We start from the raw sequence: 16,304 nt of genomic DNA, 5'->3' as shown, positions 1-16,304 counted from the left end.
CCCGTCAGCACATCGGCAAACGTGGCGGGCGGAGGTAGTAGTTATCGAACTCGCCGCTCTCAACGAGCTGAAACCCGTGGCGGACGTAGAAGCGGTTGGAGTCGCTTTCTTTCAGGGCGCCCACTCGTACTGTGGATTCGGTTGCGTCCGCTTGCGCGAACACTTGCCGAAGCACGGCAGCACCAATGCCCTGCCCTTGAACAGCGGGCTTGATGTACAGGTGATCCAGCAACAGACCATCGCCGGTTGGTTTGACGACTACGAAGCCGACCTTGCTGCCGGCAACCTGGATGTAGTGCGTGCAGGACGCAGAAAACCCTTCACGAAAACGCTCTCGGGCGCGCACCGGATCGAACCGGCCAACGCGCTCGAGGCTTTCGCGCATGGCTTCGATACGGATGGCTACCAAGGTTTCGAAGTCTTCGGGCTGGACGGTTACCAAGGTGATGTCGGGCTCGATCTTGCGGGTCAACGGCATTCGGGTCGCTCCCTGTTTATTGAGCAATATCACTTGGGCTGGTGGTGATGGGCAACAGGTTAATGCCGGGTCGGCCTCTACGTCAGACGTTCGAAGTACCTGCTTGCAGCGCTCGCGCCAACCACTCCTCCCGCGTCATCTCCCAGACTTCTACCTCGAACCGTCCGCCAACAAACTCCCCGTCCTGGGTGCTCACTTTGCGCATGCCTTCGCTGATCGAGATGCGCCGCGAGGCTTCATTGGGGGCGGCTTTGGGCACTTGCATCAGGGGCATGCCCATCACGTCGAACCACTATCGATTGATCGCGCGGCAGGCCTCTTTCATGTAGCCGTGGCCTTGCCAGTCCGGGTGCAGCCAGAAGCCTCGGTTATTGCCGGGATGGGTCATCAGGGTGATGCTGCCGATGATGTCGCGGGGCGCGCTCTGCAGGCGGATCATCCAGTGCCATTCGGTGCCGTTTGCTATGGCGGGCAGTGCGACGTCCTGAATGTAGCGCAGCGCACCGTCCTGTGGATAAGGCCAGGGGACGCGGTTGTTCAGGTAGCGCACGATGTCCCAGAGCGGAAAGCGTTGCTGAACCGCAGGCGCATCCTCAAGCTGCAGTGGCGTCAGCAGCAGGCGGTCGGTGTGTAGCGTGGGGGTGATGGTCATGACGATGTCCCTGTTCGTCGAAACGTGCTCACTGGATGAACGGTCCCGTATGCCGGGGATTTAAGTCGAACTGCCGGCTGCAGGTGGGGGTCTATCCAGCACCTTTTATACATCGGTAACACCAGTGCCCAGAATCATAACGGATGAAACACCCGCGAAAGTGGTGGATGAGCAGCAGGTCAAATTGTTTGGCTCGCCCAAGGAACGGCTGGATTTTTATCGACGCGAAATTCATTACGAAACCACCAACCTCTCCAACCGCACCAACGCCTATTTGTCGGCGCAGTCATTTTTGGTGATTGCTTACGCGTCGTCGATGGCCAACATGAACACGGCCTGGGGCGCGATGTTCACGCTGGTGGTGCCGCCGATGCTGGCACTGTTGGGGCTGCTCAGTACGCTGTTCGCCTGGCCGGGTATTCGGGCGGCGTGCGACATCATCCAGCACTGGCATCACAAGCAGGCGCAACTGTTGCTCAGCGAGCCGGTCATCGGGCTGACCTATGACGATTCGCCGTTGTTCAGCGATTGGGAGTCCAGCGAAACCGGGCCGAAGAAGTCCTTGCTGTTCTCCAAGCGCAGTCCTTGGCTGTTCAGCTTTTTCTGGATATTCCTCGGCAGTTTCGCAGTGTTTGTTCAGTTGGTCGCGGACTGAGTCAGGCGACGGCCTTTGCCAAGCCGCCGCCCTCGGATCAGAAAACGTTGATCGGGTAGTCCACGAAGATGCGTGTCTCGTTGCCTTCGCTGTTGTAGGCCTGTGCATCGTCTGAGACCCGCAGGAACGAGTTGCGCAGGCGGATCGAGAGGTCTTTGGCCGGGCCGCTCTGGACCACGTAGGTCAGCTGGCTGAAGATTTCGCGTTCAGTGCCGTCGCCGCTGCCTGCGGTGCCATCGTCGATGTTATCGCCGCGTACGTAGGCAGCCTTGTAGCTCAGGCCGGGCAGCACCAGTCCGGACAGGTCGACGCCGTAGGCCGCCTGCCACGAGCGTTCGTCCTTGCCGTTGAAGTCGGACCAGTAGGAGTTGGCGAGGTAGATGGTGTTACCGCCATCACCATAACCGCCGTCGTTGCGATAGCCGCCGTAGGCGTAACCCATGTCACCGGTGCTGCGCTGATGCGCCAGGGTGAAGGAGTGGATGCCCACGGCCCAGGTCGCGGCCAGGCTCCAGATCTTGTTGTCACGTGCGTCGCTGGCCGTGAAGTCTTTGTCCAGTCGGGTCTTGTAGCCATTGAAGTCGAAGGTCAGCGACTGGTCTTGCGGCAGGGCGAAGACGTAGTTCAGGTTCAGGTACTGCTTCTTGAACACGTCTTCGTTGTCCGAAGCATAGAAAGCGGCGCTGAACTCATCGGTGAATTTGTAGCTGGCGCCGTAGACGTTGATGCTTTTCAGGTCACCACTGTCGCGACCTTCGGCGCTCTTGCGCGCTTCCTGGGTGAAACGCCCGGCGACCACTTCCAGCCCATCGATCTCTTTGGAGGTGATCAGCGTGCCGGTGTAGCTTTCCGGCAGCAGGCGGGAGTTGTCGTAGCTCAGCACCGGCAATTGCGGCATCTGATCGCCGTACTTGATGACGGTATTCGAGAAGCGCGCTTTTACTGCAGCACCTGCACGGGACAGGTCATCGGCAGCCGCGCCGCTGTCGCCCTGCTTGAAGAAGTCGATGCCGCCATTGCCACTGCGGCCCTTTCCGCCATCGAGGCGAATACCGTACAGCGCAAAGGCGTCGACGCCCACGCCAACCGTGCCCTGAGTGAAACCGGACGCGAAGGTGCCCATGAAGGCCTGGCCCCATTCGGATTTGTCTTCACGGTCGTTTTTGTAGTCGCGATTGATGTAGGCGTTACGCAGGTTGATGTTCAGGCTGCTGTCTTCAACGAGGCCCTTCGAATCCGCCTGGCCCTGCGCCATGGCCTGACTGGCGCTGATGATGCCCAAAGCGAGCATGCCCATACGTGTGTTAAGCATCTTGTCTTCCTTGTTCTGCAAATGACATGCGCTGTGGCGGCGGCCAATGGCCGTCTGGCTTCCAGCCTCTGATCAGGCGGTGGAGCGCCGCACGAGGTCATCGCAGTGGACTACGAAGCACGTACAGGGGGTGGAGCCACAGGCAGTGGGGGCGCGAATCCTAGTTCGGGTGCCTGGGGGTGTCAAACGTGCAGATGGACGAGTTGGGGCGTGGTGTATTACTTAATCTGTCAGCACGCGCGCCAACGCTTCGAATTCGGCATCGTTTAAGAGGCCTGCCGGATAGCGCTGCAGCAGCATGGCACGTACGTCCGGCCTGGCGTTCACGGGTCTGGTTGTCCTTAACCAATCCGCCACTCGCTGGCGTGCCTCGTTACTGAGCGAAGCAGAAAAACCACGGACTCGCTGTTGGCTCATACCTGCATTCATAACGAAAACCTCTTGATTCATGAGGGGCTAAATCTACTGATGCCATGTGACAGTCAAGCTAAGAAAACGGGTTTTCGCCAGTCTGATTTAGGGTCATTCGGATAAACGAACCCAATTTAGTTATAAGGTAACGCATAAAAAAGCCCGTCAGATGACGGGCTTAATACAGCAAAAACGAGACCAACTAGTTGCTGTTAGATACAACTAGTTACTAAGCGCTAGTTGTTGTGGGGGGCTGGCTGTTGCTGTGTCAGGCAGTGGATATTGCCCCCGCCCAGCAGTAACTCGCGGCCTGGCGCCATCACCACCTCATGCTCTGGAAACAGCTTTTGCAGGATATCGCGGGCCTTTCCGTCCATCGGATCGTCGAAGCTGGGCGCAATGATGCCGCCGTTGACGATCAGAAAATTCACATAAGACCCGGCCAGACGCACCGAAGGGTTGCGTTCCTGGCTGCCATGCACCTGATCGACGCCTGCGCATTCTTCTTCTGTTGCGAACAATGGGCCTGGAATCGGCATTTTATGCACGATAAACGCACGACCTTTGGCATCAAGGGTGTTTTCCAAAATACTCAATGCTGCATGGCAGCGTGAGTAGTTGGGGTCTTCGGGATCATCGGTCCAGGCCAGTAACACCTCGCCGGGACGGATGTAGCAGCAGAAGTTATCCACATGCCCGTCGGTTTCATCGTTGAACAGGCCATCCGGCAACCAGATGACTTTATCCACAGCCAGGTAATCGCCGAGGATCGTCTCGATCTGTTCGCGGGTCAGGTGCGGGTTGCGGTTGCGATTGAGCAGGCATTCTTCGGTGGTGATCAGCGTGCCCTCGCCGTCCACGTGGATTGAGCCGCCTTCGAGCACGAAGCCTTCGGTGACGTAACGCGGGCAGCGCTCGATTTCGAGCACCTTGCTGCCCAGCTGCGAATCGAGGTTCCACGGCGCATACAGGCCGCCATCGAAACCGCCCCAGGCATTGAATTCCCAGTTGACGCCACGTACTTCGCCACGGTCGTTGATGACGAACGTCGGCCCGCTGTCGCGCACCCAGGCGTCGTTGCTGCTCATTTCCACAACGCGGATGTTGGGCATGTCCAGCCGCGCACGGGCGTTGTCGTATTGCGCAGCGGACACCACCACCGTGACCGGCTCAAAGCGGGCGATGGCCTTGGCGATGGCGACATGGGCAGCCTGGGCGGGCTTGCCACCCAGGCGCCAGTTGTCCGGGCGCTCGGGCCAGACCATCCAGACCTGGGTTTGCGGTGCCCATTCGGCCGGCATGTGGAAGCCGTCGGCGCGTGGCGTGCTATTGAGCGTGGTCATGGCGATCAGGACTCCAGCGAACCGTCGAGGGTCTTCACCGCGCCGTACAGGTTAGGGCGGCGATCACGGAACGTGCCCCAGGCACTGCGGATATGCTCCAGCTCGTCCAGGTCGAAGCTGTGGACCAGCACGCCTTCTTCGGTTTCGTTGAGCTCGGCGACTTTTTCACCGAACTGGTTGGCGATGAACGACGAGCCGTAGAAGGTGATGTCGTAGCCGTCCTGCTCTTCGTTGCCGATGCGGTTGCTGGCGATCAGCGGCATCAGGTTCGCGCCGGCGTGACCTTGCTGCACGCGCTGCCAATGGTCACGCGAGCTGATGGTCTTGTCATGCGGCTCGCTGCCGATGGCAGTCGGGTAGAACAGAATTTCCGCGCCCTGCAACGCCATGCTGCGCGCGCACTCCGGGAACCACTGATCCCAGCAGATACCGACGCCGATTTTCGCGTAACGGGTCTGCCAGACCTTGAAGCCGGTGTCGCCCGGGTTGAAGTAGTACTTTTCGTGGTAGCCGGGGCCGTCCGGGATGTGGCTCTTGCGGTAGATGCCCAGGTTGCTGCCGTCTGCGTCGATGATCGCGATGCTGTTGAAACGTGCGCGCCCTGCCAGCTCGAAGAAGCTGATCGGCAATACGACCTGCAGTTCTTTGGCGATTTTCTGGAAGTGCTTGATCGCGACGTTGGATTCGAGGGTAGTCGCCAACTGCAGATAGTCCGGGTTCGGCTTCTGGCAGAAGTACGGGGTTTCGAACAGTTCCTGAATCAGGATGATCTGGGCGCCCTTGGCGGCAGCTTCACGTACCAGCTTTTCAGCGGTCTCGATGTTGGCTTCCAGATCCCAGGAGCAGGCCATCTGGGTAGCAGCGACAGAAACGATACGGCTCATGAAAATATCTCCAGGGGCGGTTGCAAAGGACTTATCACCATAGCAGACGAGCGATGACGATTATGAACGCCTTTATAACGGATATTAATCGGCATTAAAAGCTAAATAAATGTATTTTTCTTACTAATTTTTGAATTTTGCCGATATTAATCTGCTTAAGGCTCATGACGGCGCTCATTTCTACGAGCTGGGTGTGACGCGGAGCGTCACGAACGGCATTCCCACGCTGGAGCGTGAGGAACGATGGGTGTCGGGCACTACCTACCGTACCCATGCTCCGCGTGGGTATGCCGTTCTGGACGCTCTGCGTCCTCTATTCCAGTTCGTGGAGCACCTTCGATACGTTGTCGACAAAAAAGTCCACGCTTTGGCGGGTGGTGCACATCGGGGGTTTGATTTTCAGGATGTTCAGGTAGTCGCCGGTCGGCTGCATGAAGATGCCCAGTTCACGCAGGCGCTCGCACAGGCGGGCGGTTTCTTCTGTGGCGGGTTCCAGGGTGTAACGGTCACGGACCAGTTCCATGCCCAGATAAAACCCCATGCCATGCACCGCGCCCACCAACAGATGTTTGTCGGCCAGGGCCTGCAGCCGCGCTTTGAAGTGGTCGCCCACGATTCGCGCGTTGTCCCAGAGTTTCTCCTCCTCCATGACATCCAGCACCGCCATGCCGATTCGGCAACTGACCGGACTGCCCCCGGATGACGAGAAGAAATAGCCCTCGGCCTCCAGCGCCTCGGCGATCTCACGGCGGGTGATCACCGCGCCCAGCGGATGGCCGTTGCCCATGCCTTTGGCCATGCTGATGATGTCCGGCACCACGCCCTGCTCTTCGAAACCCCAGAAGTGATGACCTAGCCGGCCATAACCCACCTGCACCTCATCGGCAATGCACACGCCACCCACAGCGCGGACCTTCTGATACACCTGTTGCAGATACCCCGGCGGCAAGGAAATCCCGCCCGCATTGCCATACACCGGCTCGCAGATGAAGCCCGCCACCTGCCGTTGCTGCTTAGCCAGCGTGGCAAGGGCCTGATCGACACTGCGCACGTACTCCGGCGCACTGTCCGCGCCCCTGAATGGCCCGCGATAGGTATTGGGCGCGGTGACCGGATGCACCCAGTCCGGGCGGGTGCTGAGTGCCTGCGGGTTGTCGGCGATCGAGGTTGAAATGGCATCGGTCGCCACCGACCAGCCGTGATACGCCTCCAGCACACTGAGCATGTCGCGGCCACCGCTGTAAGCCCACGCCAGCCTGATCGCGAGGTCGTTGGCCTCAGTGCCGCTGTTGACCAGAAACACGCGGTCCATGCCCTCGGGGGCCAGCTTGAGCAGACGCTCGGAAAACTCGGCGATCGCCGCATAGTGAAAACGCGAGTTGGTGTTGAGCAGCGACCACTGCCGCGCCGCCTCGTGGGCCATGCGCGGGTGGCCGTGGCCGAGAACCGCGACGTTATTGAGCATGTCCAGATAGGAGCGGCCCTGCATGTCGATCAGGTGATTGCGCCAGCCCCGCTCGATCTGCGGCGGGGCCTGGTAGTAGTGTTTTTGCGAGCGGGCAAAGCTGGCATCGCGGCGCGCCAGCAATTGCGCGGCATCCTGCAAGGCTGGCGCGTCACAATCAAAACCCAGCACGGCCGACGGCGACGGACAGATTGCGCGCCAGGCATCTGCCCAGGCCGGTGTAGTGAACAGCGGCGGGCTGAGGTCTGGCGCCGTGCACAATTGCAGCAACAGCGAGCCACCGCCCTGCCCGATCAACGAGCCCGCCGCCACCTGATCCGCTAGCGAAGCCTCCGGCAGCACACCCCACAACTTCAAACTGATGCGCTCGCCGACCAACAGCACCGCAGCATCGGCCGTCAGCTTTAAGGTGCCACCGAACGGCGCATGCAGCGGCGTTGCGGCGGGCACGTGCAACTCGACATGCAGCGCAAAGGTCTCCGGCTCGCGGGCGCAGTCAGGCAAGGTGCGTGACGGACGATATTCACCGAACCGACTGGCCGCCAGACCACCGTCCCCGGCCGCTTGCGACAGCAGATATTCATCGATGCCGCTCTGTTCCCAATTGCCTGCCACGAAGTGTTCACTGAGCACGCCCAGATCCACCAGCACCGGCTGAAGCCCCGCCAGGCTGGGCAGCAACGGCGAATAGGCAGGCTGTTCGACAGGCGGCAGGTCCAGACCCACCGCGCGCAGAATGGCAGCTTCCATCAGCGCCATCGGCACCGAAGTGGCGACATCGAAAATGTTCCATTCCCCGGCAAGGTTGGCCTGGATATACGTATTGCCGGGCTCGACGCTTGCCTGCTGTTCGCTGCTGAGCACAAGCACTGCGGATCGAGCGACGATCAGCGGCCAGAGTGCCTGCAATTCCTCGATCTTCAGCGGATTGAGGGCGTGATAGGCGGCAATGGCCGGGAGGATGTACAGCGGATCGCCCTCGGCATGGTGCAGCAGCGCCGCGCAGGTCACCGACAGATCAGCCACTCGCCAGGTACTGAGCAGATCGCCGAAATCAATCAGCCCCTGCAATTGCCACGGATGCCCCGCCTCGCGCCGCCAGACCGCGTTGTGCTCGGAGATGTCCAGATGCACCGCCTGGATCGGCAGTGCCGCAATCAATGGCAACAGACGGCGATGAGCCTGCTCGGCGGCTTCGATCAGACAGGCGCGGGCGTCGGCATCCTTGATCACCGGCAGCAGGTGCTTGATCAACGCATGGGCGTGGCGCGGGTCCCACTGCAGGATGCGCTGCAGACCGGGGTGATCGAAATCGGCCAGCGCGATATCCACATGGGCACACAGCTCGCCCAGCTCAACCACGATGTCACGGCCCAGATGCTCGACATGTCCCAGCGATTGCCCGTCGATGAATTCGAGCAGGCGCACATGCACTGCCTGGCCGTCGATGTCGACCGACAGTAACTGCTCGGTGTCGTTGGCGCGGATCACACCCGGCACATTGAATGCACTGTGGCCGGCCAGATGATGCAGCGCCGCGTGCTGGGCGTTCAGCTCGGTGGTCGAATAAGCCCCGTGGCAGATCTTCAGCACATAACGCCGCGTGCCGGTATCCAGTAAAAAGTTGCGATCCTGCTGGCTGCCCAACGCTTTCAGGGTGCCGCTCAGCCCGTAGTGCTCGGAGAGCAATTGCAGCGCCTGGCCCACGCTGACCTCGGGGCAAGGCAGACTGGATCGGCGGATGAGCGTGGCAAGCGGCATGGAAAACCTCGTTATTGTTGTCAGGCCAGACTCGTTGAGCCAGGCGTGATGGGCAGTCGCACAACTACAGGGGATTGACTATAAGGGGATTGCGCTGCGCGACCAATCCGCACCTGTACCCCAGGTCGGGAAACAGCCGGAGTTTTATTCGACCTGCTGCTCGGGTTTAATGGTCCGATCCTGTCATACGCGTTCAAGCGCTATGCTGCATTACTCCAGAACACACAAGAAGGTCAGTTCATGCGAATACTCGTTACCGGGGGCGCAGGTTTCATCGGCTCTGCACTGATCCGCCACCTGATAAACAACACCGAACACGAAGTGCTGAACTTCGACAAATTGACCTACGCGGGCAACCTTGAATCGTTGCAGTCCATTGCGACCGACACGCGCTATGAGTTCGTGCAGGCGGATATCTGCGATCAGGCCCGCGTCAGTACGGTGCTCGAGCGCTTTGCGCCGCAGGCGATCATGCACCTGGCGGCTGAGTCCCACGTCGACCGCTCCATCGATGGCCCGGCCGAGTTCATCCAGACCAACATCGTCGGCACCTATAGCCTGCTGGAAGCCACGCGCGCCTGGTGGCTGAAACTGCCGGAAGCGCAGCGCCAAGCGTTCCGCTTCCACCATATTTCCACTGATGAGGTGTATGGCGACCTGCACGGTGTCGATGATCTGTTCACCGAAACCACGCCGTATGCGCCCAGCTCACCTTACTCGGCGAGCAAGGCTGCGTCCGACCACCTGGTGCGCGCCTGGCACCGCACCTATGGCCTGCCGGTGGTGGTGACCAACTGCTCCAACAACTACGGGCCGTTCCACTTCCCGGAAAAGCTCATCCCGCTGGTGATTCTCAACGCCCTGGCGGGCAAGCCCCTGCCGGTGTACGGCAATGGCCTGCAGGTGCGCGACTGGCTGTACGTCGAGGATCACGCACGGGCACTGCTCAAGGTCATGACCGAAGGTGAAGTCGGCGAGACCTACAACATCGGTGGCCACAACGAGCAGAAAAACATCGACGTCGTGCGCGGTATCTGCGCGCTGCTCGATGAGCTCGCGCCGCAGCACCCGGCAGGCGTCGCGCAGTACAGCGACCTGATCACCTACGTGGTCGACCGTCCCGGCCACGATCAGCGTTATGCCATCGACGCCAGCAAGATCGACAAGGAGCTGGACTGGACGCCCGAAGAAACCTTCGAGTCCGGGCTGCGCAAGACCGTGCAGTGGTACCTGAATAACCTGGACTGGTGCCGCAGGGTTCAGGACGGCAGTTATCAGGGCGAACGACTGGGTTTTAGCGAGCCTAAAGACCTGATTGCCTGATCAGCACCCTTCTCGGCAGGCGCGCCTCAGGGCAGACTGTCGAGTCGCCACCACTTAATGAAGATTGCAGGGGAAGCCTCGTGAACGTAGTCGCAACAAAATTGCCGGAAGTCCTGATTCTCGAACCCAAGGTATTCGGTGATGAACGAGGCTTTTTCTATGAAAGTTTCAACGCCAAGGCTTTTCAGGCTGCCACCGGCCTGACCCGCGAATTCGTGCAGGACAACCACTCCCGCTCGCAGCGCGGCGTTCTGCGCGGGCTGCACTATCAGATCGAAAATGCCCAGGGCAAACTGGTGCGCGTCACCGTCGGCAAGGTGCTGGATGTGGCCGTGGACATTCGCCGCAGCTCGCCGAACTTCGGCCAGTGGGTCGGCGTCGAGCTGTCCGCTGAAAACGCCCGTCAGCTGTGGGTTCCGGAAGGCTTTGCACATGGCTTCGTGGTACTCAGCGAACACGCCGAGTTCCTGTACAAGACCACCGACTACTACACACCGTCTGCCGAGCGCTGCATCGCCTGGGACGATGCGGATCTGGCCATCGACTGGCAGTTCGACGGCCAACCCAGCCTGTCGGCCAAGGATCAGCAAGGCAAGCGTCTGAAAGAAGCCGATCTGTTTGCCTGAGCCCCAAGGCAGCCCGGCGTAATGTCCGGATGCCTGACAAGCCAGCGGCGGGCATAATACGCGCCTGATGCCCACGTCAGGATCGACCGGGTGTATCTGTTGCCTGCCACGGCGTGACCGCCAGCAGGCATCGTCAACCCTTCGGCGACGGCCAATCGATGACCATGACTCCCGCACTGCCACGCCGCCCTCGCTGGCGCAGCCTCGCCCTTCTGGCACTCTGCCTGGCGCCGTTGCTGTGGCCGCTGGAGCATCTGGCCGAACGTTATTACCGCAACGTGCTGGCCAATCAGAATCGCCAGACCCTGGACCTGTACGTCGCCAACCTGCTCGGCACCCTGCACCGTTACGAAACCCTGCCGCAGATCCTCGGCGACCTGCCTGCCTTGCGCGCCGCACTGGCGGCGCCGGGCGACACACCCACCCTGGCGAACGCCAACCGTCTGCTCAGCGAAATCACGCGCCAGACCGGTGCCGATGTCATGTATTTGATGGACGCAAATGGCCTGACTCTGGCGGCCTCGAACTCGGAGCAGAAGGACAGCTTCATTGGCCGAAACTTCTCGTTCAGGCCCTACTTCATTGATGCACGGGCGGGCAGAACCGGGCGGTTCTTCGGCCTCGGCACGACCTCTGCCAAACGTGGTTACTTTTTCGCCGGCCCGGTGCGTGATGGTGAGCGGATCATCGGCGTACTGGTGGTCAAGGTTGATCTGGACCACACCGAAACCCTGTGGGGCAAGACGCCCGAGCAACTGCTGCTGACCGACCAGAACGGTGTGGTGATTCTGACGTCCAACCCCGAATGGCGCTTTCGGGCGACACGTGACCTGACCGATGACGAGAAAAAAGCCATCGTCGCGATCCAGTCCTACCCGACCCGCGATCCGCGCCCGTTGAGAATCGATGAACACGCCTGGCTGACCCAGACCCAGGCCATCGAAGAAACCGGCTGGAACGTCAACATCCTCGCGCCTCGCGCCCTTGTCGACCGTCAGGTGCGCACGGTGGTGGCGATTGGCGGCGCAGCGCTGCTGGTGCTGATGTTGTTGCTGGGCCTGATGATGCAGCGTCGTCGTCATTATCTGGATCGCATCGCTTTCGAGGCCAAGGCGCGCCGCGAGCTGGAGATGCGGGTTATAGAACGGACCAGCGATCTGGAGGGGCTCAACAGCCGGCTGCGTCAGGAAGTGCTGGAGCGCGAACAGGCGCAGCAGGAACTGGTGCAGGCTCAGGACGAACTGGTGCAGACCAGCAAACTGACGGCGCTGGGCACCATGTCGGCGAGTATCAGCCATGAGCTGAATCAGCCGTTGGCCGCCATCCGCAGTTACGCCGAAAACGCCGAAGTGCTGCTCGATCATCAACGCACCGAGGACGCACGCGGCAACCTCAAGCTGATCAGCGAACTGACCGGGCGCATGGCCTCAATCATCGCGCACTTGCGCGCCTTCGCCCGCCGCGACCGCCACGCCCCTGAAAGCGTGGCACTGCAACCGGCGCTGGAAGATGCGCTGGCGCTGCTGGCCAAGCGGCGGCGCGCCATGGAAGTCGAACTGATCCGTGACCTGCCGGACGCCACGATCTGGGTGCAGGCCGGTGAAACCCGTCTGCGTCAGGTGCTCGGCAATCTGCTCGCCAACGCGCTGGACGCCCTCACCGAGAAAGGCCCGCCGCGCAGGCTGTGGATAAGTGTCGAGCAAACCGCCGAGGGCGTTAACCTGTACATTCGTGACAACGGCCCCGGTTTTTCCCAGGAAGCGTTGGCACGGGCTCGCGAGCCCTTCTTTACGACCAAGACCCGCACTCAGGGCCTTGGCCTCGGTCTGGCCATCTGCGATACGCTGATGCGCGCGCTGGGCGGCGAGTTGCTGTTCGCCAACCATCCCAGCGGCGGTGCGCTGCTGACCCTGCGCCTGCGGGCCGGTGCTTCCGGAGCCAATCTTCAACCGCCAGAGGACCTTTCTGCATGAGTTCGGACACAGCCATCGACAGCCAGATTCAGGTGGTGCTGATCGACGACGATTCGCACCTGCGTCAGGCACTGCGTCAGACGCTGGACCTGGCTGGCCTGAACGTTCTGTCGTTGCCCGAGGCAACCGGGCTGGCCGAACGCATTGGCCGCGACTGGCCGGGCGTGGTGGTCAGCGATATTCGCATGCAGGGCATGGATGGCCTGGAGCTGCTGGACCAGCTTCACGCGCAGGACCCCGACCTGCCGGTGCTGCTGATCACCGGGCATGGCGATGTACCGTTGGCGGTGAAAGCCATGCGCGCCGGGGCCTACGACTTTCTGGAAAAGCCCTTCGCCAGCGACGCCATGCTCGACAGCGTGCGCCGTGCCCTGGCGCTGCGCCGTCTGGTGCTGGATAACCGCAGCCTGCGCCTGGCCCTGAGTGATCGCCAACAACTGAGCACACGCCTGATCGGTCAGTCGCCGCCGATCCTGCGTCTGCGCGAACAAATCGGCGCACTGGCCGGGACGCGAGCCGACGTGCTGATCCTCGGTGAAACCGGCGCAGGCAAAGAAGTGGTCGCCCGCGCGCTGCACGACCTGTCCAACCGCCGCAGCGGCCCGTTCGTGGCGATCAACGCCGGGGCGCTGGCTGAATCGGTGGTGGAAAGCGAGCTGTTCGGTCACGAGCCCGGGGCCTTCACCGGCGCGCAGAAGCGGCGTATCGGCAAGTTCGAGTTTGCCAACGGCGGCACGCTGTTCCTCGATGAAATCGAAAGCATGAGCCTGGACGTGCAGGTCAAGCTGCTGCGCCTGCTGCAGGAGCGCGTGGTCGAGCGAATGGGCAGCAATCAGCAGATCCCGCTGGACATCCGCATCATCGCCGCGACCAAGGAAGACTTGCGTCACGCGGCCGATCAGGGCCGCTTCAGGGCGGACTTGTATTACCGCCTGAACGTGGCCTCGCTGCGCATCCCGCCGTTGCGCGAACGGGATGAGGATGCGCTGATGCTGTTCGAGCATTACGCTGATGCCGCGAGCATGCGCCACGGCATCCCCAAGCACGAACTCAAACCGGGCCAGCGCGCGCTGCTGTTGCGGCATAACTGGCCGGGCAACGTCCGGGAACTGCAGAACGCCGCCGAGCGCTTTGCGCTGGGTCTGGAACTGGAACTGGAAGGCGCTGATACAGAACAGGCACCGCCGCCGGGCGGGGGTTTGAGTGATCAGGTGGAAAGCTTCGAGCGCGCGTTGATCGCCGCCGAACTGGCGCGCCCGCACAGCTCGGTACGCAGCCTGGCGGAGGCGCTGGGTGTGCCGCGCAAGACCCTGCACGACAAACTGCGCAAGCATGGCCTGACGTTTGGCGACAGCAGCGGAGCTTCCGATGACACCGATTGAGCCTGAACATGACGCAGCCCACGCACTGGAGCAGGTGCTGCACCACGATATTCCGCTGACCCGCGAGATGGGCATGCGCGTGATCGACTGGCACAACCAGACACTGCGTCTGCACCTGCCGCTGGCACCCAACGTCAATCACAAGAGCACGCTGTTCGGCGGCAGTCTGTATTGCGGCGCAGTACTGGCAGGCTGGGGCTGGCTGCACCTGCGACTGCGCGAGGCCGGGATCACCGATGGGCATATCGTGATTCAGGACGGGCAGATCAGTTATCCACTGCCGGTACGCAGCGACGCCATCGTCCGCTGCGACGCGCCAGAGCTGGCGCAGTGGGACAAATTCATCGCCACCTACCAACGCCGAGGCCGCGCCCGCCTGACCCTGCACACCGGCATCAGTGAGCAGGACAGCAAAGAACAGGCTGTTCGTTTTGTCGGGCAGTTTGTGTTGCACCGGTGAGGCTGCACGCAGTGGATGCACTTTACGCAGACCTGTGGGAGCGAGCTTGCTCGCGAAGAGGCCAGTGCAATCTATGAAAATTCATCGTCTGAACCATCGCCTTCGCGAGCAAGCGAAGCGTCGCCCGGCTCGCTCCCACGCCCGCCGGGCAGAGGCCTTGAAGCTGGCCTCAGGACTGGGCCAGCACCAGCAGTTTGTCGCGCCATTCGGCGTTGGCGGGCAGGGCCAGGAAGAATGGGTTGAGCAGCGATTCACGCGCCGGGTAGCTGAATGGCTGGCCGTCCAGTTGCAACACTTCGCCTCCTGCACCTTCAAGCACGCCCTGCGCCGCAGCGGTGTCCCATTGCGAGGTCGGGGCCAGGCGTGGGTAGCAGTCGGCGGCGCCTTCGGCCAGCAGGCAGAATTTCAATGAGCTGCCGATGTTGGTCAGTTGCAAATGGCCCAGCCCGTTCGACAGGCCGGCGAGCAAATGCTCCTGCTCCGGGCTGGAGTGGCGGCGGCTGGCGACCACGGTAAAGGTCTGCCCTTCGCCAGGCTGTGTGCGCACTGCGATCGGCTGGATGTGACCGACGCCATCGCTGCGCCAGGCACCCAGCCCGGCACCGCCGAAGTAGCAGCGGTTATTGGTGGGCATCGAGACCACGCCGAATACCACGCGGCCACGCTCGATCAGCGCGACATTGACGGTGAACTCTTCACTGCCGGAGATGAACTCCTTGGTGCCGTCCAGCGGATCGACCAGCCACCAGCGCTCCCAGCTTGCCCGCTCGCTGAGGGGGATGTCTGCGTCCTCTTCGGAGAGCACGTGAATGTCCGGATCAAGCGCCTGCAGACCCTCGACCAACACCTGATGGGCGGCCAGGTCAGCGGCGGTCACCGGCGAATCGTCGGTCTTGGTGGTTACGGTGACGTTGGCGCGCCAGAACGGCAGGATCACTTCGCCCGCCAGTCGCGTCAGTTCGATCACCGGCGCGAGCAGCGGATGTGGCAGGTTGTGCAACGAATCGGTCATGGCTGAAATAATCCACGCTGGGTCAGCAGGTCACGTGTGAGGTATAGCGCGGCCAGCGCCCGGCCTTCGCTGAACTGGGCATTCTGGGCAAGGCTCGACAGCTCGCGCAGGTTGATCCGGTCAACCCGGATCGGCTCGGGCTCGTCGCCCTCCAGCCGCTCTTCGTACAGGTCGGTGGCCAGCACCACCTGAATTTTCTGGCTCATGTAGCCGGGGGACAGCGACAGCTCGGTCAACAGTTCCAGCTCACGCGCACCGAAACCGGCCTCCTCCTTGAGTTCACGGTTGGCAGCCGCCAGCACGTCTTCGCCCGGCTCGATCAGGCCCTTGGGCAGGGACAGCTCGTAGGCATCGGTGCCGCCGCAATATTCTTCGATCAGCACAGCGTGATCGGCATCGAGCATGGCCACGATCATCACCGCCCCGGGGCCCGTGCCTTTGCTGGCCAGACGCTCATAGGTCCGCTCGACGCCATTGGCAAAGCGCAATTGCAGCTCTTCAACGCGGAACAGACGACTACTGGCGACGATTGCGCGGGCAAGTACGGTAGGTTTCTGACGCATGACA

The 16,304-nt window shown here is 61.6% G+C and carries 16 protein-coding genes; 6 read left to right on the top strand and 10 right to left on the bottom strand.

Features of this window, described 5'->3' with window-relative positions; all coding sequences use genetic code 11:
- Positions 1-4: 4 nt before the first annotated feature.
- The 3 genes from ACW55A_RS14860 to ACW55A_RS14850 form a co-directional block, all read right to left on the bottom strand.
- Positions 5-478, bottom strand: coding sequence for a GNAT family N-acetyltransferase (locus tag ACW55A_RS14860; protein ID WP_455809603.1), 474 nt, complete (start codon positions 476-478; stop codon positions 5-7).
- Between the two features lie 82 nt (positions 479-560).
- Positions 561-752, bottom strand: a complete 192-nt coding sequence (locus ACW55A_RS14855; protein WP_498811394.1) for a hypothetical protein — start codon at positions 750-752, stop codon at positions 561-563.
- 18 nt (positions 753-770) lie between these two features.
- Positions 771-1,130: a GNAT family N-acetyltransferase gene (locus ACW55A_RS14850; RefSeq protein WP_498811393.1), complete on the bottom strand. Its 360-nt coding sequence runs from the start codon at positions 1,128-1,130 to the stop codon at positions 771-773.
- 124 nt (positions 1,131-1,254) lie between these two features.
- On the opposite strand from ACW55A_RS14850, the gene ACW55A_RS14845 reads away from it, so the two are divergent.
- Positions 1,255-1,785, top strand: coding sequence for a hypothetical protein (locus ACW55A_RS14845; protein ID WP_072367094.1), 531 nt, complete (start codon positions 1,255-1,257; stop codon positions 1,783-1,785).
- Positions 1,786-1,822: 37 nt separating this feature from the next.
- On the opposite strand, the gene ACW55A_RS14840 is transcribed toward ACW55A_RS14845, so the two are convergent.
- From ACW55A_RS14840 to ACW55A_RS14820, 5 genes are all read right to left on the bottom strand, one after another.
- On the bottom strand, positions 1,823-3,097 hold the full coding sequence (locus tag ACW55A_RS14840) for an OprD family porin (protein WP_455809604.1): 1,275 nt from the start codon (positions 3,095-3,097) through the stop codon (positions 1,823-1,825).
- A 222-nt stretch (positions 3,098-3,319) separates the two neighbouring features.
- Positions 3,320-3,547: a hypothetical protein gene (locus tag ACW55A_RS14835; RefSeq protein ID WP_162467669.1), complete on the bottom strand. Its 228-nt coding sequence runs from the start codon at positions 3,545-3,547 to the stop codon at positions 3,320-3,322.
- Between the two features lie 197 nt (positions 3,548-3,744).
- Positions 3,745-4,851 (bottom strand): agmatine deiminase, encoded by a 1,107-nt coding sequence (gene aguA, locus ACW55A_RS14830; protein WP_498811392.1) that lies wholly within the window; start codon positions 4,849-4,851, stop codon positions 3,745-3,747.
- Positions 4,852-4,856: 5 nt separating this feature from the next.
- Positions 4,857-5,735 (bottom strand): N-carbamoylputrescine amidase, encoded by an 879-nt coding sequence (gene aguB / locus ACW55A_RS14825; protein WP_003372277.1) that lies wholly within the window; start codon positions 5,733-5,735, stop codon positions 4,857-4,859.
- Positions 5,736-6,048: 313 nt separating this feature from the next.
- Positions 6,049-8,961, bottom strand: coding sequence for an aminotransferase (locus ACW55A_RS14820; protein ID WP_498811391.1), 2,913 nt, complete (start codon positions 8,959-8,961; stop codon positions 6,049-6,051).
- Between the two features lie 240 nt (positions 8,962-9,201).
- Between ACW55A_RS14820 and rfbB the strand changes: the two genes are divergently transcribed.
- The 5 genes from rfbB (at position 9,202) to ACW55A_RS14795 (ending at position 14,725) form a co-directional block, all read left to right on the top strand.
- Positions 9,202-10,284: a dTDP-glucose 4,6-dehydratase gene (rfbB, locus tag ACW55A_RS14815; RefSeq protein ID WP_498811390.1), complete on the top strand. Its 1,083-nt coding sequence runs from the start codon at positions 9,202-9,204 to the stop codon at positions 10,282-10,284.
- Positions 10,285-10,364: 80 nt separating this feature from the next.
- A complete protein-coding gene (gene rfbC / locus ACW55A_RS14810; protein ID WP_024661828.1) occupies positions 10,365-10,910 on the top strand; it encodes a dTDP-4-dehydrorhamnose 3,5-epimerase in 546 nt (181 codons plus the stop codon).
- A gap of 158 nt (positions 10,911-11,068) precedes the next feature.
- On the top strand, positions 11,069-12,883 hold the full coding sequence (locus ACW55A_RS14805; RefSeq protein WP_003434796.1) for a sensor histidine kinase: 1,815 nt from the start codon (positions 11,069-11,071) through the stop codon (positions 12,881-12,883).
- The gene (locus ACW55A_RS14800; RefSeq protein ID WP_498811389.1) at positions 12,880-14,265 is read left to right on the top strand and encodes a sigma-54-dependent transcriptional regulator; all 1,386 of its coding nucleotides are present in this window, start codon (positions 12,880-12,882) and stop codon (positions 14,263-14,265) included. Before ACW55A_RS14805 ends, ACW55A_RS14800 begins: the two co-directional genes overlap by 4 nt.
- The gene (locus ACW55A_RS14795) at positions 14,252-14,725 is read left to right on the top strand and encodes a YiiD C-terminal domain-containing protein (protein WP_003372291.1); all 474 of its coding nucleotides are present in this window, start codon (positions 14,252-14,254) and stop codon (positions 14,723-14,725) included. The genes ACW55A_RS14800 and ACW55A_RS14795 overlap by 14 nt, the downstream gene beginning before the upstream one ends.
- 169 nt (positions 14,726-14,894) lie before the next feature.
- Here the strand turns inward: ACW55A_RS14795 and cysQ are convergent, their stop codons facing one another.
- Positions 14,895-15,737 (bottom strand): 3'(2'),5'-bisphosphate nucleotidase CysQ, encoded by an 843-nt coding sequence (cysQ, locus tag ACW55A_RS14790; RefSeq protein ID WP_003434802.1) that lies wholly within the window; start codon positions 15,735-15,737, stop codon positions 14,895-14,897.
- Complete coding sequence (gene nudE / locus ACW55A_RS14785; protein WP_003372295.1) at positions 15,734-16,300, bottom strand: ADP compounds hydrolase NudE; 567 nt, start codon at positions 16,298-16,300, stop codon at positions 15,734-15,736. Before nudE ends, cysQ begins: the two co-directional genes overlap by 4 nt.
- Positions 16,301-16,304: the final 4 nt, after the last annotated feature.

This window comes from Plantibacter cousiniae (nom. nud.) (genome assembly GCF_977070315.1).
This window is presented reverse-complemented; position numbering and strand designations above follow the sequence as displayed.